The organism is Pseudomonas sp. P1.31, from assembly GCF_001269815.1.
Lineage (GTDB): Bacteria > Pseudomonadota > Gammaproteobacteria > Pseudomonadales > Pseudomonadaceae > Aquipseudomonas > Aquipseudomonas rustica.
This window is the reverse complement of record NZ_LHVN01000007.1, coordinates 404,321-425,114: the sequence shown is the minus strand read 5'-3', so window position 1 is coordinate 425,114 and position 20,794 is coordinate 404,321. Positions and strand designations below refer to the sequence as shown.

Below are 20,794 nucleotides of genomic sequence, written 5' to 3'. Positions count from 1 at the left end.
CGTGTAGCAATCCATAAGCTCAGGACGGCGTTATCAATTCGACTGAAGGGAAATAATTGCGGTAACGCTTGGAGTCTCTCGTCAACAAGGGTAATTTTTTTACGGCCGCATGTGCTCCGATGAAAAAATCCGCCAGAACATTATGCTTTCCACCGCCAACCTTCCGATACTTCACGAAGGCCTTACCAGCTAAAAACAGTGCGGGTCTAGGAATGTCCTGCATGACCAATCCCAGTTGACTCACTACTCCGTCCAATGTCTCAAACGTCGAAAATGTCTGTGATAGCTCTGCATAAACTATCGGGTTGATGGCTAACTCATGGATCAGTGATTGAGCACGAAGTTGCTGAATCGACCAATCGGCCCAGACCGGATCGTCTTCGAGCACATCAATCAACACATTCGTATCGACCAGCACCATCAATCATCCCCTCGGAGCAAGGCCATTAAATCATCGGTTCGCCATTTGATATCGGCTTTGCCCCTTACGGCATCAAATCGATCAGGAGCTCGCGCTTTTCCCGATTCGCGCTTAGCACTATGCAGAACCACTTCGCCATGATCATTGACGCTGAACTCAATGGCCGAGCCCGGCGTAAGATGCAAAGCATCACGAATTGGCTTGGGGATTGTAACTTGCCCCTTGCTGGTCATGGTCGTCGACATGTCATACCCCTAAAGTATTACTCAATGGAACAACGTATTACTTGATCGAGATATCTGCAACCGCCGCTTATCGCAGGATTATTTTTACCGGATTGCAGGCCTCGACCTCTTAGCCCTGATGGCACTCATGCAGTTCATTCCGTGGATCCGAATAGATAAAGGAAAAACTACGGCTTGGGCGGTCGGTTGCTGCTGACACTGCAAAATCAGGCATTTCCTACAGATACTGCCTTCAGAGACAAGCCCGCTTTCCTACAGCAGGTATCGACAGAGCCGACTTGGCGTATTGGGTGGCTAGCCGATAGGCTTTCTCTCGGCGGCGAAATCAGCGGCCCGGTGTCGGAGCCGGAATAAATATCAACACGGCGTGACCGCACTCATTTGAGTGGCGGCTCTATTCTCAATATTGGAGTCGACAAATGCCTAACTGCGTACAAATTCCTTCTGAAAGCTCCGCTTTCTTCACCCCCACCATCTTCACCCGCCACAACCGCTTCCTCCACGCCTTCATGCAAGACCACGAAGCCTGGTTCTGCGTTCAGGATCTCGGTCGCTTGATGGGCTATCCGCTGAACGAACGTCTCACCCTGAAACTCGATCCCGACCAGCGTCGCAATGTCCTCCTGCGCAAGGACGGCGAAATCGTCGATTGCGCGATGGTCAGCGAATCCGGACTGTTCGCCCTGCTCGTCCACCACGTCGTCCCGGAAAACCGCTACCTGCGCCAGTGGCTGAGCCATGAAGTCATCCCGATGATGCGCGAAACTTATTCAAGCCCAATGGAAAACCACCCGAGCCTGAGTTCGATGCATTGGGCAGGCGTCACCGTGCCGCTGCTGCACTGGCAACAGAAGGCGTGGGTCAAATGGCGGGATGTGCCGGAGTTGATGCACGGCCAACGGCCGTATCCGGTTCTGGCCACTTGCAGCTAAAGCTCATAAACAAAAAACCTATGGCGAGGGAGCAAACTCCCTCGCCATAGGTTTAGCGTGCCCATCTCTAACGAGTTGAATTCAAATGAGTAGAACCGTACTCAAATTTCCTCAGATTGAGGAAGTCATTCCCTGTGATGAAAGCTTTGCGATCTCTTACCTGAAACCAAACGACGATACCGAGCTTCAGAAAGCCATTCACGTCGGCATCGCCGATGCCGACGCAGGCAAATTGATTGATCTGGCCAACGTAAAAGCCAAATGGCTTTCACGGTGCCCACCCCAGCGTTAAAACCGTGAAACACTCCGCATCGCATCCACCAGATACCGCATCGCGATCCGGTCACTTTCCGACAGCTCGCGATAACGCTCCACCAGCTTCAGCTCCTCCGAGTTCAGCCGACGCCTTCTGCGCCCGCTGCCCAAGCAAGGAAAGATGCCCAACATGTCGGTAATGCCTTGTATTTTTGCCATGGACGATGTCCTTCTCTAGTACCGCAAAGAATTGCTTAAACACCACATCGCCCTGCCCCTTACAGCAGCGCCTTGTGCCCTGCCGGCCAAATGGGTCGCGCCGGTCATGCCCATAGAATAGAAATTTATTCGGCGCTGAAAAGCAGTTTTTAGAGTAATTAGTCGAAAAAAGCAGATATGCCATGTAAATCAGACAGGCCTGTCAGATTTTTAACCGACATGTCTTGTTTCATTGACACCCTGTCGTACTGAATCAACGAATTTTGCATTGCGAGCGAACGGTTTAAGCTAGCGGGCATCTGTTTATAGTCCGTTGCGTTTGGCCGAAGGCTTGTCCGAACCGTAATTTCTGATCCAGCACGCGCCAGGAACGGCGCGGGATTGCACACGACAGGTTGTATCTATGCACCGCAGGAATTTGCTCAAAGCGTCCATGGCCATTGCGGCTTACACCGGTCTTTCGGCCACCGGCCTGCTGGCGACCCGCGCATGGGCGGCCAGTGGCGGCGCCGCTGATGGCGAGGCGCAGGCCTTCGATTTCGAAGCGCTCAAGCGCCAGGCCAAGCAGCTCGCTGGCAGTGCCTATCAGGACACTAAACAGGTGCTGCCGCCGACGCTGGCGACGATGACGCCGCAGAATTTCAACGCGATCCGCTACGACGGTAATCATTCGTTGTGGAAGGAAAACAAGGGCCAGCTCGACGTGCAGTTTTTCCACGTCGGCATGGGTTTCCGCCAGCCGGTGCGCATGTACAGCGTCGACCCGAAGACCCGTACCGCGCGCGAGGTGCATTTCCGCCCGGCGCTGTTCAACTACGAGAACACCTCGGTCGACACCCAGCAGCTCAAGGGCGATCTCGGTTTTGCCGGTTTCAAACTGTTCAAGGCGCCGGAACTCGATCGCCATGACGTGGTGTCGTTCCTCGGCGCAAGTTATTTCCGTGCGGTGGATGCGACTGGCCAATATGGCCTCTCCGCGCGCGGTCTGGCGATCGACACTTACGCCAAGAAACGCGAAGAATTCCCTGACTTCACCAAGTTCTGGTTCGAGACCCCGGATCAGAACGCCACGCGTTTTGTGGTCTATGCCCTGCTCGACTCGCCGAGTGCGACCGGCGCGTATCGCTTCGATATCGATTGCCAGGCCGAGCGTGTGGTGATGGAGATCGACGCGCACATCAATGCACGCACCGCCATCGAGCAACTGGGCATCTCGCCGATGACCAGCATGTTCAGCTGCGGCAACCACGAACGGCGCATGTGCGACACCATCCACCCGCAAATCCATGACTCGGATCGCCTGGCGATGTGGCGCGGCAACGGCGAGTGGATCTGCCGTCCGCTGAACAACCCGGCGACTCTGCAATTCAACGCGTTTGCCGATACCGATCCGAAAGGTTTCGGCCTGGTGCAGACCGACCATGAGTTCGCCAACTATCAGGACACCGTCGACTGGTACAGCAAGCGTCCGAGCCTGTGGGTAGAACCGACCACTGCGTGGGGCGAGGGCTCTATCGATCTGCTGGAAATTCCTACGACTGGCGAGACGCTCGATAACATCGTCGCGTTCTGGACACCGAAAAAACCGGTGGCTGCCGGGGATTCGCTGAACTACGGCTACAAGCTTTACTGGAGCGCTTTGCCGCCGGTGAGCACGCCGTTGGCGCGGGTGCAGGCGACTCGTTCCGGGATGGGCGGTTTCGTTGAGGGTTGGGCACCGGGCGAGCATTACCCGCCGGTGTGGGCGCGTCGTTTTGCTGTGGACTTCACTGGCGGCGGTCTGGATCGTTTGCCGCAGGGCACCGGGATTGAGCCGGTGGTGACGTGCTCGAACGGCAAGGTGCAGGATTTCAGCGTGCTGGTGCTGGATGACATCAAGGGTTACCGGATTCTGTTTGACTGGTACCCGACCAGTGACAGCGTTGAGCCGGTGGAGCTGCGGTTGTTTATTCGCACCAACGATCGGACGTTGAGCGAGACGTGGTTGTACCAGTACTTCCCGCCGGCGCCGGATAAGCGCAAATACCCTTGATGTTTCTTTAGCGTCTGATTGGGCCTCATCGCGAGCAGGCTCACTCCTACATTTAATCTGCGTCGAACACACATTCTGTGTACGGCAGAATACCTGTAGGAGTGAGCCTGCTCGCGAAAGCGTCCGCCCAGGCAGTACAAAAACACCCATCAAAAACAAAGCCCCGGCCATCACTGACCGGGGCTTTTTGCTTTATCGCTAATTAATCAATCGCGCAAATCAGACTCATGAATCGGCTGATCACGATGCGTCGCGCGCTGATACTGCGCCGGCCACACCGCTTTGCGCCCCCCGAGATCATCGTCGGCGTGCAGCGGCCAGTACGGATCACGCAGCAGCTCGCGGGCGAGGAAGATGATGTCGGCCTGACAGGTGCGCAGAATGTGCTCGGCCTGCGCCGGCTCGGTAATCATTCCCACGGTGCCGGTGGCGATGCCTGACTCCTTCCGGACACGCTCGGCGAAGCGCGTCTGATAACCCGGCCCGACGGGGATTTCGGCATTCGCTGCGGTGCCACCCGAAGACACATCGATCAGATCGGCGCCAAGGGTGTGCAGGCGTCGCGCCAGCTCCACGGTTTCATCCGGATTCCAGCCGTCCTCTACCCAGTCGGTAGCCGATACGCGGACAAACAACGGCAACTCTTCCGGCCAAACCGCCCTCACCGCTTCAGTCACTTGCAGCACCAGACGAATACGATTTTCAAACGAACCACCGTACTGATCGCGGCGCTGGTTGCTCAGCGGCGAGAGAAATTGATGCAGCAGATAACCATGCGCCGCGTGCACCTCAACCACACTGAAACCGGCCTTGAGCGCGCGTTTGGCAGCATCGACAAAGGCCTGGATGACGTCGGCAATCTGCCCTTCATCCAGCTGTTTCGGTTGCGTGTGTTGCGGGTCAAAGGCAATCGGCGACGGTCCGACCGGAGTCCAGCCGCCGTCATCGGGTTTAACGCTGCCATGCTTGCCGAGCCAAGGCCGATGGGTGCTGGCCTTGCGCCCGGCGTGGGCCAGTTGAATGCCGGCGACCGCGCCTTGGGAGGTAATGAAGCGAGTGATGCGTTGCAGTGGTTCGATCTGTTCGTCGTTCCATAGGCCAAGGTCTTCGGCGGTGATCCGCCCGTCGGCAGTGACCGCCGTGGCTTCGGTAAATACCAGACCGGCACCGCCCACCGCGCGGCTGCCGAGGTGTACCAGGTGCCAGTCGTTGGCCAGGCCGTCGACGCTGGAGTACTGGCACATCGGCGAGACGGCGATGCGGTTTGGAAGGGTCAGTTGGCGAAGGGTGAAGGGTTCAAGCAGCAGACTCATGGGGCACCTCTCAAATCAGTGGGCAGGCTCCAGGGTTCTGTTTGAATAGTCGACGAGTGACAGGAAAAGGTGCAGCACCCGCCCCCGCGGGCAAAAAATTCGACAAGACGTCACAAGGCCAATCAAGCAGTGCTTAGAGCCTAGTCGACAACGGGGGATCGGGGGAAATTCAAGAAAAGATCGCAGCCTTCGGCAGCTCCTACAGAAAAGCGCATTCCCATGTAGGAGCTGCCGAAGGCTGCGATCTTTTGATCTTCAGCGCGGTTCGATATGAGCAATCATCAACTGAACGGTCTCATTACCCCGAAACTCGTTAACATCGAGCTTATAGGCGAGCTCAACCCACTTGATCGTCGGATTCGGCCAGATATCCCGGTCAATCCCAAACGCGATGCCATCCAGCTTTACCGAGCCACACTCGCTCTTCAGCACCACTTTCAAATGCCGCTCACCGACCACCCGCTGTTCAACCAACTGAAACACCCCGTGAAACAGCGGCTCCGGGAAGTGCTGCCCCCAAGGCCCAGCGTGGCGCAGAGCGCGAGCCAGTTCGAGGTGGAATTCTTCCACCGCCAGCGTGCCGTCCGAGAGCATGCGCCCGGTCAGATCTTCCTCGCGAAGTTGCCTACGCACCTCAGCGTCAAAGGCCTCGGCGAACAGCGGAAAATTCTCCTGCGGCAAGGTCAGACCGGCGGCCATCGCGTGACCACCGTACTTGGCGATCAGGGTCGGATGCTGCGCTGCAACAACGCTCAGCGCGTCACGAATATGGAAGCCCTGCACCGAGCGCCCCGAGCCCTTGAGCAAGCCATCACCCGCATCAGCAAAGGCAATGGTCGGACGGAAATAACGTTCTTTCATCCGTGATGCGAGGATACCGATCACGCCTTGGTGCCACTCCGGATCAAACAGGCACAGACCAAACGGCATCGACTCCACCGGCAAGTCCTTGAGCTGCGCCAGCGCTTCACGCTGCATACCCTGCTCGATGGATTTGCGATCCTGGTTCATACCGTCCAGTTGCGCGGCCATTTCCCGGGCAACGTTGGCGTCGGCAGTGAGCAGGCATTCGATGCCCAGGCTCATGTCATCCAGACGCCCGGCAGCGTTCAGGCGCGGGCCGACGATAAAACCGAGATCGGTGGAGGTGATGCGAGTGGCGTCACGCTTGGCCACTTCAAGGATCGCTTTGATCCCCGGCCGTGCGCGACCGGCGCGAATTCGCTCCAGGCCTTGGTGCACCAGAATCCGGTTGTTGGCGTCCAGCGGCACCACGTCGGCAACGCTACCCAGCGCGACCAGATCAAGCAACTCGCCGATGTTCGGCTGCGGCTTGTTCTCGTACCAGCCGAGGCTGCGCAAACGCGCGCGCAACGCCATCAACACATAAAAAATTACGCCGACGCCGGCCAGTGCCTTGCTCGGAAACTCGCAGCCAGGCTGGTTCGGATTGACCAGCGCATCGGCCTGCGGCAGCTCTTCGCCGGGCAAGTGGTGGTCGGTGATCAAGACCTTGAGGCCAGCCTTCTTCGCCGCCGCAACACCTTCGACGCTGGAAATACCGTTGTCGACAGTGACCAGCAAATGCGGCTCGCGAGTCAAAGCGACTTCGACGATTTCCGGGGTCAGGCCGTAGCCATATTCAAAGCGGTTCGGCACCAGATAATCGACGTGCGCCGCACCGAGCAAACGCAAGCCAAGCATGCCGACCGTGCTGGCCGTCGCACCGTCCGCATCGAAGTCGCCGACGATGAGGATGCGCTGGCGTTGCTCCAGCGCCGTCACCAGCAAGTCCACCGCCGCATCAATGCCCTTGAGCTGCTGGAACGGGATCAACCGCGCCAGGCTCTTGTCCAGCTCTGCCTCGGACTGCACGCCCCGCGCCGCGTAGAGGCGGGTCAGCAGTGGCGGAATATCACCGAGAAAAGGCAGAGTTTCGGGCAGTAGGCGAGGTTCGATGCGCATGGGGTGACGGAGACTTCTCTTTAATACGTGGGATTAATCAGCTACAGGCGCGGGATCAGCCGCGCTCACCTTGCAGCCATTGCAACTGGACTTCGTGCTGACCACGGTCGTCGGTGACAAAGATCGTCCCTTCACTGATCATCACGTCCCACTTGATAACGCGGGGCATGTCCTTGGCCAAGGTCTCCAGCACTTCCTGCGGGACGGCGGCGATGTTGACGTTTTTCAGGTTCTTGATCGCCGGGATCACTTTGGTTTCCCAAACGCGCAGGCTGCCGTAGGCCAGCAAGCTGGTGCGCTCGGTGCGACGCGAGCACCAGGTCAGGCGATCGGCGTCTGGCTGGCCGACTTCGATCCAGTGCAGAACGCGGTCGTCCAGGCTCTTTTCCCACAGCGCAGGTTCATCCACGTCTGACAGACCGCGACCAAACGACAACTGCTCGTTGTACCAGAGGGCGTAGGCCAGCAGCCGCACGGTCATGCGTTCTTCGGTTTCCGAAGGGTGACGGGCGATGGTCTGCTTGACGCTCTCGTAGACGCTGCGGTCGAGGTCGGTGAGGTTCAGTTCAAATTTGTAGGTAGTGGACGGCTGGGCCATGAACGGGCTTCTTGATACGAGGAAAGGCGGCAAGTCTAACCGATGCGGTAGGCAATCATCGAATTGATGGCGATCAACCTGCGGCGTCTGACAGCCGGCTATGTTAAAACGCTGTATCCGCACAGCCTTGTCCTACAGGATTCAGCATGCCGTTTTCCAACAAGCCGCTCAGCGGCGTGAAAGTCATTGAATTGGGTACGTTGATCGCCGGGCCGTTTGCCTCGCGTATTTGCGGCGAGTTCGGCGCTGAAGTGATCAAGATCGAATCGCCGGATGGCGGTGATCCATTGCGCAAATGGCGAAAAATGTATGAAGGCACGTCCTTGTGGTGGTTCGTGCAGGCGCGCAACAAGAAATCGCTGACGCTGAACCTCAAGCATCCTGATGGCCTGACGATTCTGAAAAAGCTGCTCAGTGAAGCCGACATCCTCATCGAAAACTTCCGCCCCGGCGTGCTGGAAAAACTCGGCCTGAGTTGGGAAACCCTGCACGCGCTGAACCCGAAACTGGTGATGGTGCGTCTGTCCGGTTTCGGCCAGACCGGGCCGATGAAAGATCAGCCAGGCTTCGGCGCGGTTGGCGAATCCATGGGCGGTTTGCGCTACATCACCGGTTTTGAAGACCGCCCGCCCGTGCGCACCGGGATTTCCATCGGCGACTCGATTGCCGCGCTGTGGGGCGTGATCGGCGCACTGATGGCGCTGCGTCATCGCGAAGTCAATGGCGGGCTCGGCCAAGTGGTCGATGTGGCTTTGTACGAAGCGATTTTCGCGATGATGGAAAGCATGGTGCCGGAGTTCGATGTGTTCGGGTTTATCCGCGAGCGCACCGGCAACATCATGCCCGGCATCACACCTTCCTCGATCCACACCAGCGCCGACGGCAAGCACGTGCAGATCGGCGCCAACGGCGATGCGATCTTCAAGCGCTTCATGCTGATCATCGGTCGCGAAGATCTGGCTAATGACCCGATGCTGGCCAGCAACGACGGGCGCGACAGTCGCCGCGACGAGTTGTATGGCGTGATCGATCGCTGGGTCAATTCGCAGCCACTGCAAACGGTGCTCGATCTGCTCAATCAGGCCGAAGTACCGGTCAGCCGTATTTTCAGCGCCGAAGACATGTTCAGCGACCCGCAATACCTCGCCCGGGAGATGTTCCTGTCCGCCAAGTTGCCGGACGGCAAGGACTTCAAGATGCCGGGCATCGTGCCGAAACTTTCCGAGACACCGGGCAGTTCCGAATGGGTCGGGCCGACGCTGGGTGAACACAATGCGCAAGTGCTCAACGACCTCGGTTACGACGCGCAGCAGATCGCCCGATTGCGCGAAGACGGAGCCATTTAAGCTGAAAAACCTGCATCCCTCAGACGCCAACCGCGCTCACCAATGGTGGACGTGGCGTCTGTTCGGCCTGTTGTTTTTGCTGGCCTCGCCAACGTGGGCGCAGGCGAAGCCAACGTTGATCTGGTTGCTGCGCGATTTACCGCCGATGACGATTTTCGAAGGCCCGAAAAAGGGTCAGGGGGTGATCGATCATTTGATGCCGCAACTGATTGCCGGCATGCCGCAGTACGAACACAAGATCATGCGCGTCAACCGTGCGCGTGGTTTGCAGATGCTGCACGAAAACCCTTTCGCTTGTGACCCTGCGCTGCTGTGGAACAAAGAGCGCGCGCAGTGGGTGGCGTATTCGATTCCGGCGATTCGCGCTGTAGCCAATGGCTTGGTGGTGCGTCAGAAAGATCGCGCGGTACTTGAACCGTATTTGGTGGACGGTGCGGTGGATTTTTCTGCGCTGCTGGCCAGTGGTGAGCGAAAAGTCGGCGTAGTTGCCGAACGCAGTTACGGCGAATACATCGACGGACTGTTGCGCCACGCCCCCAGCGGCGCATTGACCCCGCACTACGGCAATGATGCACTGAGCAATTTGCTGTCGATGCAGCGGCTGAACCGATTACAGGTGGTGCTCGGCTATTGGCCAGAGATCCGCTATCAGGCGAAACAGGCACAAATTCCGGAAGATGAGCTGGAGTTCTATTCGATTCGCGGCACCGAGAAATATCTCTCAGGCTATGTCGCTTGTTCCGACACCACGCAGGGCCGTCAGGCCATCAGCGAAATCAACCAACTGCTGCGCACCCTGCCCCACGAGCATTTGAATCAACTCTACGCGGCGTGGCTGGATCCCGAACGACAAGCGGATTATCTGCAGCAGGCGCGGACGTTTTTCGAGCAGCAAGCCGCGCAATAGACAAACGCCAGACAAAAGAAACCCCGAGAAGTGGGGAGACGACTCGGGGTTAAACGTGGCCTACATAAAGACCAGTAGCAGCAAGCGACAAGCACCGGAGCACAATGCTTGATCCTGCTGTTACTGGGTCTGACTGACAGGGATGCAGGAAGGTTCCCACAAAAAATATTTCATCTTTACAGCGTCGGACGTTTATCCAGCGCTGCGTTGCGCAATGCCGCGATCACACAGGGTTCCAGCCGTCCTTCGGCAATCAGCACGTCACGGTGCAGGCCGTCGACGACATCGGTCAGCAAGCGTTTGTCGCTCAACTGCGCCTGATTGAATTCGCGTTCCACCACAATGGCGCCGTTGCTGTTCTTCAGGGTCACCAGGCATTCGCCATGGCTGCCGCGAGGGGTCAACGTCACTTGATACGGGCTCAGAGCCTCACCGAGCAATAGACTGATACTTTCCATCTCGATCTCCACTCAATAGTCCGAAAACACAGTGCCTGGGGCGTGTTCACAATAAATGACCACCGGCCCGAGAAGAAAGTTCTGCCTGCGATTGCTCCATCCCTGGAGCCTTACCGGTCTATGGAGCATGCACGGCGAAGATGACAGTAAAAATACCCGGCGTTTCAAGCCCCGACAGGTTGATGCAACGCGCTGAGGTATTGATCAAGCAAACCGCGCATCAACACCGCCGAAACCGGCGTTTGCAGGCGTCCGAGCAGTTGCAGCTCATGCGCGTGCAGCAGCGTTTCAAGGTCGGTCAGCAGGCTCGGCGCCACGTTGCCCAGCAGAATCAATGCGCGTGACTGCTCCTGCCGGGTCAGATGATGGATCAACGCCAGGCCATCGCCGCCCTTGAGTTGCGGATCGCAGATGGCGATATCGATGACGCCGCTTTGCTCCAGCGACCCCAAGGCCGAACTCAGCGACGGCGCGGTCAGTACGTTGTAGATGCCGATGGCGTTGAGCATCTGGTGCAACGCCATCAGCTGGAACGGATTGGGTTCAAGGATCAGGACTTTGAGCGAACGCATAGGCGACCTCTGCAACGGCGGGTGCGGACTCTCACCGCAGACACCGTTCACTCTAGGGCAGCCGTCCTCAGCCTCCCATCGGAAAAGGCCTCAGGGGTTATAGGACTTTTCCCAAACTCAGTGCAGACGTCCGCTCATGTCTGTCCAGCCACCGAGCAGTCCGCGCAGTTTTCCGTCGGCGCTGTAAAACGGCACCGTCCATTGGTAGATCTCCCGCGAGCCGTTTTTGAATTGCAGTTGGCGCCGGCAGAATCGCGTCTTGCGCGTCTGCAACTGCGCCATGAATTCGTCGTGAAGCATGCGCGACGTGATCTGTGGCAGGGCATCAACCTCCATCAGCGAGCGTCCCTGAACTTGATCGAAACGAATGTCGAGCGCCTCCTCATAACTGCGATTGCACATGATCAAGCGACCCAGCAGGTCGCGGACGAACACCGGATCGGGCATTGAATTGATCAACGCATGCTGAAACGCCAACTGGTCGCCGAGATCTTTTTCAGCTTCAGTGCGTTGCCTGATTGCCGCGCGCAATCGGCGATTCCAGACCAGCGACAACAGACCGAACGTGCCAATCACGGCCATCGCCCAACAGCCCCAACTGGCGATGCGCTGCCACACAGAGGGCACCCGCAACGGGGAAACACCGTCGAGCCATTTGAGCCGAATCGCGCGCAACTCCTCCGGCGGAAAAGCCTCAAGCGCCTTGTTGAGGATGCTCAACAACTCCGGCTGGCCCTTGCGCACCGCCAAGTGATCTGCCTCCCATTTTCCTTCGAGCAAATCGCCGACCCTGAGCAATCCGGAAGGAAACAGCTGCGCGCCAATCTCGTTTTCAATCGTGGCATAAGCCTCACCGCTTTCGACCAACGCCCGTGCTTCGGCATAGGTTTTCACCGAGCGGATCTCAATGGCCGGATAGTCGCGGCGAATGATGCCTTCCAGCGCGTGCCGGGCCGGCAGCACCAGCACACGTTTGGCCAACTGCTCCAGCGACTGAACCTGTGGTTCGCCAACACGCCCGACAAACACCCAGCCGGCACCGCCAAAGGCATGACTGAAATCGAGGAACGCCTTGCGCTCATCGCTCATCGCCAGCGTGGTGCTGATGTCCGCTTCACCGCGCTCCAGCCGTTCGAGCAGGTGGTCGGTGGAAAAAGACTCTTGATGCACAAACTGCAGGCCAGTCATCGCGCTGATGCGCCTGAGCACATCACTGTTCAGGCCGTTCCAGTGCGCATGTTCATCCTGGAACAGGTACAGCGGATACTGCACGGACGCGACGATGACCCGCGGATTGTCGCGGATCCATTGCTGCTCTTCTGCGCTGAGCTCGATGGGCTGAAACTTGCTGACTTCGCCGTCATGCTGCATCAGTTGCGCCGCTACCCCCCAGCGCATGAACCCCAGCATTGCCAATAAAAACAGCCAGCACAGGGCTGGCTTCAAATCTCTGGAAAACCACATTGCCACTTCCTTCGTGATCAACTCACCCGTCCTTCGTGGGTGAAAACCCGAGCAGTGTGGCAGCAGAAACAAAAAAGCCCGTCAGGAGACGGGCTTCAAAATGTGACAGCTTTTGCGGCTTACAGCGGCTTGCCGCGGTTGCCATGCTGGCTGACAAAGGCTTGCACGGCTTTCAGCTCGTTTGGCAGAACGGTGCAGCGCTCATTTCGCTCAAACAAATCAGAAAGATGTGCAGGTAGTTCGAGCGCTTTTCCTACACCGGCTTTCTCTACGGCTTCAGGGAATTTCACCGGGTGAGCGGTGCCCAGGATGACCATCGGGATATCCAGGCTGCGACGGCATTCACGCGCAGCTTTAACACCGATGGCGGTGTGCGGATCCAGCACTTCGCCAGTCTGCTCGTAGACTTCAGCGATGGTTTCGCAAGTCTGCGCGTCATCCACGGCCAGCGAATCGAACAGCTTGCGCGCTTCGGTCCAGCGTTCTTGCTCGACGCTGAAACCGCCGCCCTGCTTGAACGAATCCATCAGACCGGCGATTGCTGCGCCGTTGCGACCGTGCAGGTCGAACAGCAGGCGTTCGAAGTTCGACGAGACCATGATGTCCATCGACGGCGATAGCGTGGCGTGCAGGGTGTCCTTGACGTACTGATTGCCGCTCATGAAGCGGTGCAGGATGTCGTTGCGGTTGGTGGCGACGATCAACTGGTTGATCGGCAGGCCCATGTTGCGCGCCAGGTAACCGGCAAAGATGTCGCCGAAGTTGCCGGTTGGCACCGAGAACGACACCGAGCGCGCCGGGCCGCCCAACTGCAGGGCGGCGTGGAAGTAGTAAACGATCTGGGCCATGATCCGCGCCCAGTTGATCGAGTTCACCGCGACCAGACGCGTGCCTTTGAGGAAGCTCTGGTCGGCGAAGCTCGCCTTGACCATTTCCTGGCAGTCATCGAAGTTGCCTTCAATGGCGATGTTGTGGATGTTCTCGCCGAAGATCGTGGTCATCTGGCGACGCTGCACTTCCGACACGCGCTTGTGCGGGTGCAGGATGAAGATGTCGACGTTTTCGCAGTGCTTACAGCCTTCGATGGCGGCCGAACCGGTATCACCGGAGGTGGCGCCGACGATCACTACGCGCTCGCCGCGTTTTTCCAGCACATAGTCGAGCAAACGACCGAGCAGTTGCAGGGCGAAGTCCTTGAACGCCAGGGTCGGGCCGTGGAACAGCTCCAGCACCCATTCGTTGCCGTTCAGCTGACGCAGCGGCGCCACGGCGCTGTGGGCGAACACGCCGTAGGTTTCTTCAAGAATCTTTTTGAAATCGGCATCCGGAATGCTGCCGGTGACGAACGGGCGCATCACCCGGAAGGCCAGCTCGTGATACGGCAGGCCGGTCCAGGAAGCGATTTCTTCCTGGGTGAAACGTGGCAGGTTTTCCGGAACGTACAGACCGCCGTCGGTCGCCAGACCAGCCAGCAGGACGTCTTCGAAATTCAGGGCCGGTGCCTGGCCGCGGGTACTGATGTAACGCATAAGGGCAAACCTTCGGTTTGGGCTTCAAGCTACGAGCTACAAGCTGCAAGTAAAAGCCAGACCGCTTTTCTTTTGCCGCTTGCAGCTCGAAGCTTGCAGCTGCTTCTATTTAGTTCAAGTGCTCGACGCGGATCCGTACGACCGGACCATTCACGCCAGCCAGCGCTTCGAGGGCGGCGATGGCATCGTTGATGCGCTGCTCGACCACACGGTGGGTCAGCAGGATCATCGGCACCAGACCGTCGTGTTCCTCAACTTCCTTCTGCATGATCGACTCGATGTTGATGCCGCGCTCCGAGAGGATGCTCGCCACCTGAGCCAACACACCCGGATGATCCTTGGCCTGAATGCGCAGGTAGTAAGCGCTTTCGCAGGCTTCGATCGGCAGAATCGGGTGGGCCGACAGAGAGTCCGGCTGGAAGGCCAGGTGCGGCACACGGTTTTCCGGATCGGAGGTCATGGCGCGAACCACGTCGACCAGATCGGCGATCACCGACGAAGCGGTTGGCTCCATGCCGGCGCCGGCACCGTAGAACAGCGTCGAACCGGCGGCGTCACCGTTGACCATCACCGCGTTCATCACGCCGTTGACGTTGGCGATCAGACGATCGGCCGGGATCAGCGTCGGGTGCACGCGCAACTCGATGCCGGCAGCGGTGCTGCGCGCCACACCGAGGTGCTTGATGCGATAGCCCAGCGCTTCAGCGTAATTAACGTCAGCGGTGGTCAGCTTGGTGATGCCTTCGGTGTAAGCCTTGTCGAATTGCAGCGGAATGCCGAACGCGATCGAAGCCAGAATCGTCAGCTTGTGCGCGGCGTCGATGCCTTCAACGTCGAAGGTCGGATCGGCTTCGGCGTAACCCAGTGCCTGCGCTTCGGCCAACACGTCTTCGAAGGTACGACCCTTCTCGCGCATTTCGGTGAGGATGAAGTTACCAGTGCCGTTGATGATCCCGGCGACCCAGTTGATGCGGTTGGCGGACAGGCCTTCACGGATCGCCTTGATCACCGGAATGCCACCGGCCACGGCCGCTTCGAACGCCACGATCACGCCTTTCTCGCGAGCCTTGGCGAAAATTTCATTACCGTGAACGGCAATCAGAGCCTTGTTCGCGGTGACCACATGCTTGCCATTCTCGATGGCCTTGAGTACCAGCTCGCGGGCAACGGTGTAGCCGCCCATCAGCTCTATAACGATGTCGATCTCAGGGTTTGTGGCCACTTCGAAGACATCGTTGGTAATCGCAATACCGGTCGTCTGGAACTGAGGCTTTGGCGTGCGCATGGCAATTTGTGCCACTTCGATTCCACGCCCGGCACGACGAGCAATTTCCTCGGCGTTGCGCTGAAGTACGTTGAAGGTACCGCCACCGACGGTGCCTAACCCACAGATGCCTACTTTGACCGGATTCACTGTGAACTCCCCATAAAACGGCCGACGCTGGGTCGGCCGGAAAACAACCGCGTACTCGCGGCTCTCTATTGATGGCCCGGCAATGTTGCTGCCGGACCATGATCGTCAGCGGATGACCGTGACGATGCGAATTACTTCGCGCCCAGCGCCAGTTTGGCGACTTGTGGCGCAGGCTGGTAGCCCGGAATGACTTGTCCGTCGGCCAAAACGATGGCCGGTGTACCGTTCACGCCAATCGACTGACCCAGAGCGAACTGTTTGGAAACCGGGTTCTCGCACTTGGCGGCCTTGATTTCCTTGCCATCGACCATTTTGTCCATGGCAGCTTTCTTGTCTTTCGAGCACCACACGGCTTGCAGTTGCTCGTCACCCGGCGAACCGAGGCCCTGACGCGGGAACGCAACATAGCGCACTTCGATGCCGCGCTTGTTCAGCTCAGGCACTTCGGCGTGCAGCTTGTGGCAGTACGGGCAGGTGGTGTCGGTGAACACGGTGATGTGCGATTTGGTTTCGCCAATGGCCGGGTAAACCACGGTTTCGGCAACCGGAATGGCGTTGACCAGTTTGGAGACGCCCAGGCGTTCGGTTTTCTCGGTCAGGTTGACTGGTTTGCCGTCCTTGAGCTGGAACAGGTAACCCTGAACGATGTACTGGCCATCGGCGCTGGCGTAGAGCACGCGGCTGCCTTTGAGTTTGACTTCGTACATGCCTGGCAACGGGCTGGCATTGATGCTTTCTACCGGAACCTCGAGTTCGAGTTTTTCCAGGCTTTGACGAATCGCTTTGTCGGCCGCGTCATCGGCGACGGCAAAGGTGCTGACCAACGCAATGGCTGCGGCGGCGAAAATCTGGGTCAGACGCATGAGAACTCCTGAAGGCGGACAAATGGAACGATCAGAACGCCCGTGCCGGAACACCGGGTCATAACCGTCCATCGTGCAAACCGGCAAAGCCTAACACATAAGGCCACGGTGGCCGAATGCGCCTGTCGCCATACATCCATGTGTAACTGACACACCTTCATGCTTGTACAACTGACCCACAACGACATTCATCTGACACTCATTATTGTGGCGAGGGGATTTATCCCCGATGGGTTGCGAAGCAGCCCCAAAACCATCCAACCCGATCTATCAGACAAACCGAGCAAGCCAGGTTTGGGGCCGCTGCGCAGCCCGTCGGGGATAAATCCCCTCACCACAGATAAGTATTTCAAACAAAGGGGATGTGTCAGCCGCGCGGGTGGTGTTTGGCGTGCAGCTCTTGCAGACGGGCGCGGGCGACGTGGGTGTAGATTTGCGTGGTTGAAAGGTCGCTGTGGCCCAACAACGTCTGCACTACGCGCAACGCATTGCCTCTGCAACTGCTACCCCATATGTGACTGACACACATTATTGTGGTGAGGGGATTTATCCCCGCTGGGTTGCGAAGCAGCCCCAAAACCATCCAACCCGATCTATCAGACAAACCGAGCAAGCCCGGTTTGGGGCCGCTGCGCAGCCCGTCGGGGATAAATCCCCTCACCACAGATAAGTATTTCAAACTTTGCGTGGTGGAGAGGTCGCTGTGGCCCAACAACGTCTGCACCACGCGCAACGCATTGCCTCTGCAACTGCTACACCCACATGTAACTGACACACATTATTGTGGTGAGGGGATTTATCCCCGCTGGGTTGCGAAGCAGCCCCAAAACCATCCAACCCGATCTATCAGACAAACCGAGCAAGCCAGGTTTGGGGCCGCTGCGCAGCCCGTCGGGGATAAATCCCCTCACCACAGATAAGTATTTCAAACAAAGGGGATGTGTCAGCCGCGCGGGTGGTGTTTGGCGTGCAGCTCTTGCAGACGGGCGCGGGCGACATGGGTGTAGATTTGCGTGGTGGAGAGGTCGCTGTGGCCCAGCAGCATCTGCACCACGCGCAAATCCGCGCCATGGTTGAGCAGGTGCGTGGCGAACGCATGGCGCAACGTATGCGGCGACAACGACTTGCCAATCCCCGCGACCTTGGCCTGATGCTTGATGCGGTGCCAGAATGTCTGCCGGGTCATCTGCTCGCCGCGCTGACTGGGGAACAGCACATCGCTGGGCCGCCCGCCGAGCAGTTCACCGCGCCCATCGCGCATGTAGCGCTCGACCCAGACAATCGCTTCCTCGCCCATCGGCACCAGCCGCTCCTTACTGCCCTTGCCCATCACCCGCAACACACCCTGACGCAAGTTGACCTGTTCCAGCGTGAGGCTGATCAATTCGGTCACCCGCAGGCCGCAGGCATACAACACTTCAAGCATGGCGCGATCACGCTGACCGATCGCTTCGCTGAGATCCGGCGCCTTCAGCAGCGCTTCCACGTCAGCTTCCGACAACGACTTGGGCAACGGCCGACCCAGCTGCGGCATTTCGACACGTAACGTCGGGTCGACGGAAATCATCTTCTCGCGCAGCAAGTAGCGATAGAAGCCACGCACCCCGGAGAGAAATCTCGCCGTCGAGCGCGGTTTGTAGTTTTGCTCAAGCCGCCAGGCCAGATGATCGAGGATCAATTCGCGACCGGCATTGATCAGCTCGAGATTTTTCTCCTGCACCCAGCCGTTGAACAACGCCAGGTCACTGCGATAGGCGTCACGGGTGTTGTCGGACAGGCCTTTCTCCAGCCATAAAGCGTCGAGGAATTGATCAATCAGCGGGTGGTCAATGGCAGCCATGGGCACTCTGCACGCACACGCAAAAGCGCTGTACGCAAATAGAAAATGAACAGTAATAATGCGCGCTAGTCTTTCACAGCGCGCCATTTCAAGGAACAGGGAGCTTCAATGAACGAGCAGCAAATCCTATTGGCATTCGGTGGCATCGGTGTCGCCGCATTGGGCTGCCAATGGCTGGCATGGCGCCTGAAGCTGCCGGCGATTCTGTTTCTGCTGGTGACGGGGATTTTGGTCGGGCCGGTGTTGGGCCTGCTCGATCCACAGGAAATGTTCGGCCCTTTGCTGATGCCGCTGGTATCGCTGGCGGTGGCGCTGATTCTGTTCGAGGGCAGCCTGACGCTGCACCTGTCGGAATGGAAGGAAATCGGCAGCGTCGTGCATCGTCTGGTGACCATCGGTGCGCTGTCGACCTGGGTCGTCATCGCCGTCGCCACGCACTATCTGCTGGGTTTCGACTGGATGCTGGCCATCCTCTTCGGCAGCCTGACGCTGGTCACCGGCCCGACGGTGATTGTGCCGATGCTGCGCGTAGTGCGGCCGAAATCTTCCATCGCCAACATTCTGCGCTGGGAAGGCATCGTCATCGACCCGATCGGCGCCCTCCTCGCCGTTGTGGTTTACAGCTTCATTATTGCCAGCGCTGAAGGGCATGGGCTCAAACAGAGTCTGTTTACGTTTGGCGGGGTGATTCTGTGTGGCGCGGTGTTCGGCGTTGTCGGTGGCTGGCTGCTGGGGACGGTGATCCGCCGGCAATGGCTGCCGGAGTATCTGCATAACCTCGCGTCGCTGGCGGCGGTGCTGGGGATTTTCATTGCCTCCAACGAGGTGATGCACGAGTCCGGTCTGCTGGCGGTGACGCTGATGGGCATGTGGCTGGCGAATATGAAAGGCGTGGACGTGCGGCACATTCTGCACTTCAAGGAAAACCTCAGCGTGCTGCTGATTTCCGGGTTGTTCATTTTGCTCGCGGCGCGTCTGGATTTGTACGCGTTGATGGGCCTTGGGCCGTTGGTACTGATTTTGTTGGTGGTGATTCAGTTCATCGCCCGACCGCTGAACGTGCTGCTCAGTACGGCCGGTTCGAGCCTGAGCTGGCGCGAGCGTGCGCTGCTGTGCTGGATCGCGCCGCGCGGAATTGTCGCGGCGGCGGTGTCGGCGATTTTTGCGATTCGTCTGCACGAGGCCGGACATGAAGGTGCGCTGCTGCTGGTGCCGCTGACCTTTGCGGTGATCATCGGCACGGTAGTGCTGCAAAGCGCGACGGCGCGCCCGTTGGCACGTTTGCTTAAGGTGGCCGAACCGGCGCCGAGCGGCTTCCTGATCGTCGGTGCCAATGGCCCGGCACGCGAACTGGCCAAGTCACTGCAGCAATTGGGCAGCCGGGTATTGCTGACCGATTCAAGCTGGGAAAACATTCGTGCGGCGCGCATGGAAGGTTTGCCGACGTACTTCGGCAATCCGGCCTCGCAGCATGCCGATGCGCATCTGGATCTGGTCGGGCTGGGGCATTTGCTGGCGCTGTCGCCGTCGGGTGAGCTGAATACCTTGGCGGCGATGCGTTTCCGTCATGACTTCGGGCATCAGCGCTTGTTTGGCTTGGCGAGTGGTCAGGAAAGCCGTCGCAGTGACAAGCACCGGGCGAGTCTTGAGCATCGTGGCAATCAGCTGGGCAGCGAGGCGTTTACCTACGCGAAGCTGGCCAGTCAGATCGGCCAAGGGGCGGAGTTGTACAGCACGACGTTGACGGATGGCTTCAGTTGGGATGATTACCGGGCGCTGCATGGTAATCGCGCGACGTTGCTGTTTATGCGCGATGACAGCGGCTGGGTGCATGTGGTGACGCCGGAGACTGTCGTGAAGCCGGGGTCGGGGTGGACGTTGTTGGCGTTGATTCAGCCTGAGGCACAGCAGGCTTAAAAGCAAAAGATCGCAGCCTTCGGCAGCTCCTACAGGGAAAACGCATCACATGTAGGAGCTGCCGAAGGCTGCGATCTTTTAAAGATTCAAGCTGCAAAACCCGGCAGCACCGGCACCGGCCGCTTATCGTCATCAATCGCGACAAAGCTGAACTGTCCATGAATCGCTTTCTCACGACCATCACAGCTCATGCTTTCAACAAACACTTCCACCTCAACCTTGAGGCTGGTGTTGCCGACCTTGATCACCTTGCCCACTAACTCAACGATCGAACCCGCCGGGATCGCGTGGTTGAAGTCGATGCGGTCGGTGGACACGGTCACCAGTGGCAAGCGGCAGAAACGCGTGGCGGTGATGAACGAGACTTCGTCCATCCACGCCAGCGCCGTGCCGCCGAACAGGGTGTTGTGGTGGTTGGTGGTCGGCGGGAAGACGGCTTTGGTGACGCGGGTCACCGAGAGTTCGGTGCGGCGTTCGATTTCCTGGTCGCGGGTGGTCATGTCG

General features: G+C 58.5%; 20 protein-coding genes and 1 pseudogene. 6 read left to right on the top strand and 15 right to left on the bottom strand.

Features of this window, described 5'->3' with window-relative positions; translation table 11 throughout:
- Positions 1-19: 19 nt before the first annotated feature.
- Positions 20-421, bottom strand: coding sequence for a type II toxin-antitoxin system VapC family toxin (locus tag AD669_RS05160; protein WP_053117485.1), 402 nt, complete (start codon positions 419-421; stop codon positions 20-22).
- Positions 421-666: an AbrB/MazE/SpoVT family DNA-binding domain-containing protein gene (locus AD669_RS27955; protein ID WP_082341390.1), complete on the bottom strand. Its 246-nt coding sequence runs from the start codon at positions 664-666 to the stop codon at positions 421-423. Before AD669_RS27955 ends, AD669_RS05160 begins: the two co-directional genes overlap by 1 nt.
- A gap of 419 nt (positions 667-1,085) precedes the next feature.
- On the opposite strand from AD669_RS27955, the gene AD669_RS05155 reads away from it, so the two are divergent.
- Positions 1,086-1,598, top strand: coding sequence for a Bro-N domain-containing protein (locus AD669_RS05155; protein ID WP_053117481.1), 513 nt, complete (start codon positions 1,086-1,088; stop codon positions 1,596-1,598).
- 85 nt (positions 1,599-1,683) lie between these two features.
- Entirely contained in the window at positions 1,684-1,890 is a 207-nt protein-coding gene (locus AD669_RS05150; protein WP_053117478.1) for a hypothetical protein, read from the top strand.
- Here AD669_RS05150 and AD669_RS05145 read toward each other — a convergent pair.
- Entirely contained in the window at positions 1,887-2,072 is a 186-nt protein-coding gene (locus tag AD669_RS05145; protein ID WP_053117475.1) for a hypothetical protein, read from the bottom strand. The two genes, AD669_RS05150 and AD669_RS05145, sit on opposite strands and share 4 nt — an antisense overlap.
- A gap of 403 nt (positions 2,073-2,475) precedes the next feature.
- Here AD669_RS05145 and AD669_RS05140 point away from each other — a divergent pair, with 403 nt between their 5' ends.
- Complete coding sequence (locus tag AD669_RS05140) at positions 2,476-4,104, top strand: glucan biosynthesis protein D (RefSeq protein WP_008081609.1); 1,629 nt, start codon at positions 2,476-2,478, stop codon at positions 4,102-4,104.
- A 206-nt stretch (positions 4,105-4,310) separates the two neighbouring features.
- On the opposite strand, the gene AD669_RS05135 is transcribed toward AD669_RS05140, so the two are convergent.
- The 3 genes from AD669_RS05135 to AD669_RS05125 form a co-directional block, all read right to left on the bottom strand.
- Positions 4,311-5,417, bottom strand: coding sequence for an NADH:flavin oxidoreductase/NADH oxidase (locus AD669_RS05135; RefSeq protein ID WP_008081610.1), 1,107 nt, complete (start codon positions 5,415-5,417; stop codon positions 4,311-4,313).
- 255 nt (positions 5,418-5,672) lie between these two features.
- Positions 5,673-7,382 carry a single-stranded-DNA-specific exonuclease RecJ gene (recJ, locus tag AD669_RS05130; RefSeq protein WP_053117470.1) on the bottom strand — a complete coding sequence of 570 codons (1,710 nt, stop codon included), beginning with the start codon at positions 7,380-7,382 and terminating at the stop codon, positions 5,673-5,675.
- 55 nt (positions 7,383-7,437) lie between these two features.
- On the bottom strand, positions 7,438-7,980 hold the full coding sequence (locus AD669_RS05125) for a YaeQ family protein (protein WP_007908961.1): 543 nt from the start codon (positions 7,978-7,980) through the stop codon (positions 7,438-7,440).
- Between the two features lie 146 nt (positions 7,981-8,126).
- Between AD669_RS05125 and AD669_RS05120 the strand changes: the two genes are divergently transcribed.
- Both AD669_RS05120 and AD669_RS05115 read left to right on the top strand, forming a co-directional pair.
- Positions 8,127-9,326 (top strand): CaiB/BaiF CoA-transferase family protein, encoded by a 1,200-nt coding sequence (locus tag AD669_RS05120; RefSeq protein ID WP_053117467.1) that lies wholly within the window; start codon positions 8,127-8,129, stop codon positions 9,324-9,326.
- Positions 9,253-10,233: a TIGR02285 family protein gene (locus AD669_RS05115; protein WP_082341389.1), complete on the top strand. Its 981-nt coding sequence runs from the start codon at positions 9,253-9,255 to the stop codon at positions 10,231-10,233. The genes AD669_RS05120 and AD669_RS05115 overlap by 74 nt, the downstream gene beginning before the upstream one ends.
- Positions 10,234-10,409: 176 nt before the next feature.
- Here AD669_RS05115 and AD669_RS05110 read toward each other — a convergent pair whose 3' ends face one another.
- The 8 genes and pseudogenes from AD669_RS05110 to xerD form a co-directional block, all read right to left on the bottom strand.
- Entirely contained in the window at positions 10,410-10,691 is a 282-nt protein-coding gene (locus tag AD669_RS05110; RefSeq protein ID WP_053117463.1) for a DUF3509 domain-containing protein, read from the bottom strand.
- Between the two features lie 164 nt (positions 10,692-10,855).
- Positions 10,856-11,263, bottom strand: a complete 408-nt coding sequence (locus AD669_RS05105; RefSeq protein ID WP_053117460.1) for a response regulator — start codon at positions 11,261-11,263, stop codon at positions 10,856-10,858.
- A 117-nt stretch (positions 11,264-11,380) separates the two neighbouring features.
- The gene (locus AD669_RS05100) at positions 11,381-12,727 is read right to left on the bottom strand and encodes a transporter substrate-binding domain-containing protein (RefSeq protein ID WP_053117457.1); all 1,347 of its coding nucleotides are present in this window, start codon (positions 12,725-12,727) and stop codon (positions 11,381-11,383) included.
- Positions 12,728-12,846: 119 nt separating this feature from the next.
- A complete protein-coding gene (gene thrC, locus AD669_RS05095; RefSeq protein WP_053117455.1) occupies positions 12,847-14,256 on the bottom strand; it encodes a threonine synthase in 1,410 nt (469 codons plus the stop codon).
- 109 nt (positions 14,257-14,365) lie between these two features.
- Positions 14,366-15,670, bottom strand: coding sequence for a homoserine dehydrogenase (locus tag AD669_RS05090; RefSeq protein ID WP_007908972.1), 1,305 nt, complete (start codon positions 15,668-15,670; stop codon positions 14,366-14,368).
- A gap of 131 nt (positions 15,671-15,801) precedes the next feature.
- Complete coding sequence (gene dsbC, locus AD669_RS05085; protein ID WP_053117452.1) at positions 15,802-16,533, bottom strand: bifunctional protein-disulfide isomerase/oxidoreductase DsbC; 732 nt, start codon at positions 16,531-16,533, stop codon at positions 15,802-15,804.
- A gap of 367 nt (positions 16,534-16,900) precedes the next feature.
- Positions 16,901-17,026 (bottom strand): annotated as a pseudogene (locus AD669_RS27950) (tyrosine-type recombinase/integrase); the annotation flags it as partial.
- Positions 17,027-17,476: 450 nt separating this feature from the next.
- Positions 17,477-18,373: a site-specific tyrosine recombinase XerD gene (xerD, locus tag AD669_RS05080; RefSeq protein ID WP_053117450.1), complete on the bottom strand. Its 897-nt coding sequence runs from the start codon at positions 18,371-18,373 to the stop codon at positions 17,477-17,479.
- Positions 18,374-18,481: 108 nt separating this feature from the next.
- On the opposite strand from xerD, the gene AD669_RS05075 reads away from it, so the two are divergent.
- Complete coding sequence (locus AD669_RS05075) at positions 18,482-20,290, top strand: sodium:proton antiporter (RefSeq protein WP_053117447.1); 1,809 nt, start codon at positions 18,482-18,484, stop codon at positions 20,288-20,290.
- An 86-nt stretch (positions 20,291-20,376) separates the two neighbouring features.
- Here AD669_RS05075 and AD669_RS05070 read toward each other — a convergent pair whose 3' ends face one another.
- A complete protein-coding gene (locus tag AD669_RS05070) occupies positions 20,377-20,790 on the bottom strand; it encodes an acyl-CoA thioesterase (RefSeq protein ID WP_038357747.1) in 414 nt (137 codons plus the stop codon).
- Between the last annotated feature and the right edge of the window lie 4 nt (positions 20,791-20,794).

What these genes read in the sequence shown, in the direction of transcription:
- AD669_RS05125 (WP_007908961.1), bottom strand. Translation starts at nt 7,980, where the DNA reads ATGGCCCAGCCGTCCACTACCTACAAATTTGAACTGAACCTCACCGAC.
- AD669_RS05100 (WP_053117457.1), bottom strand. Translation starts at nt 12,727, where the DNA reads ATGTGGTTTTCCAGAGATTTGAAGCCAGCCCTGTGCTGGCTGTTTTTA.
- AD669_RS05115 (WP_082341389.1), top strand. Translation starts at nt 9,253, where the DNA reads ATGCGCAAGTGCTCAACGACCTCGGTTACGACGCGCAGCAGATCGCCC.
- AD669_RS05160 (WP_053117485.1), bottom strand. Translation starts at nt 421, where the DNA reads ATGGTGCTGGTCGATACGAATGTGTTGATTGATGTGCTCGAAGACGAT.
- dsbC (WP_053117452.1), bottom strand. Translation starts at nt 16,533, where the DNA reads ATGCGTCTGACCCAGATTTTCGCCGCCGCAGCCATTGCGTTGGTCAGC.
- AD669_RS27955 (WP_082341390.1), bottom strand. Translation starts at nt 666, where the DNA reads ATGTCGACGACCATGACCAGCAAGGGGCAAGTTACAATCCCCAAGCCA.
- AD669_RS05105 (WP_053117460.1), bottom strand. Translation starts at nt 11,263, where the DNA reads ATGCGTTCGCTCAAAGTCCTGATCCTTGAACCCAATCCGTTCCAGCTG.
- AD669_RS05150 (WP_053117478.1), top strand. Translation starts at nt 1,684, where the DNA reads ATGAGTAGAACCGTACTCAAATTTCCTCAGATTGAGGAAGTCATTCCC.
- AD669_RS05155 (WP_053117481.1), top strand. Translation starts at nt 1,086, where the DNA reads ATGCCTAACTGCGTACAAATTCCTTCTGAAAGCTCCGCTTTCTTCACC.
- AD669_RS05140 (WP_008081609.1), top strand. Translation starts at nt 2,476, where the DNA reads ATGCACCGCAGGAATTTGCTCAAAGCGTCCATGGCCATTGCGGCTTAC.
- AD669_RS05110 (WP_053117463.1), bottom strand. Translation starts at nt 10,691, where the DNA reads ATGGAAAGTATCAGTCTATTGCTCGGTGAGGCTCTGAGCCCGTATCAA.
- AD669_RS05145 (WP_053117475.1), bottom strand. Translation starts at nt 2,072, where the DNA reads ATGGCAAAAATACAAGGCATTACCGACATGTTGGGCATCTTTCCTTGC.
- AD669_RS05120 (WP_053117467.1), top strand. Translation starts at nt 8,127, where the DNA reads ATGCCGTTTTCCAACAAGCCGCTCAGCGGCGTGAAAGTCATTGAATTG.
- thrC (WP_053117455.1), bottom strand. Translation starts at nt 14,256, where the DNA reads ATGCGTTACATCAGTACCCGCGGCCAGGCACCGGCCCTGAATTTCGAA.
- recJ (WP_053117470.1), bottom strand. Translation starts at nt 7,382, where the DNA reads ATGCGCATCGAACCTCGCCTACTGCCCGAAACTCTGCCTTTTCTCGGT.
- xerD (WP_053117450.1), bottom strand. Translation starts at nt 18,373, where the DNA reads ATGGCTGCCATTGACCACCCGCTGATTGATCAATTCCTCGACGCTTTA.
- AD669_RS05070 (WP_038357747.1), bottom strand. Translation starts at nt 20,790, where the DNA reads ATGACCACCCGCGACCAGGAAATCGAACGCCGCACCGAACTCTCGGTG.
- AD669_RS05135 (WP_008081610.1), bottom strand. Translation starts at nt 5,417, where the DNA reads ATGAGTCTGCTGCTTGAACCCTTCACCCTTCGCCAACTGACCCTTCCA.
- AD669_RS05075 (WP_053117447.1), top strand. Translation starts at nt 18,482, where the DNA reads ATGAACGAGCAGCAAATCCTATTGGCATTCGGTGGCATCGGTGTCGCC.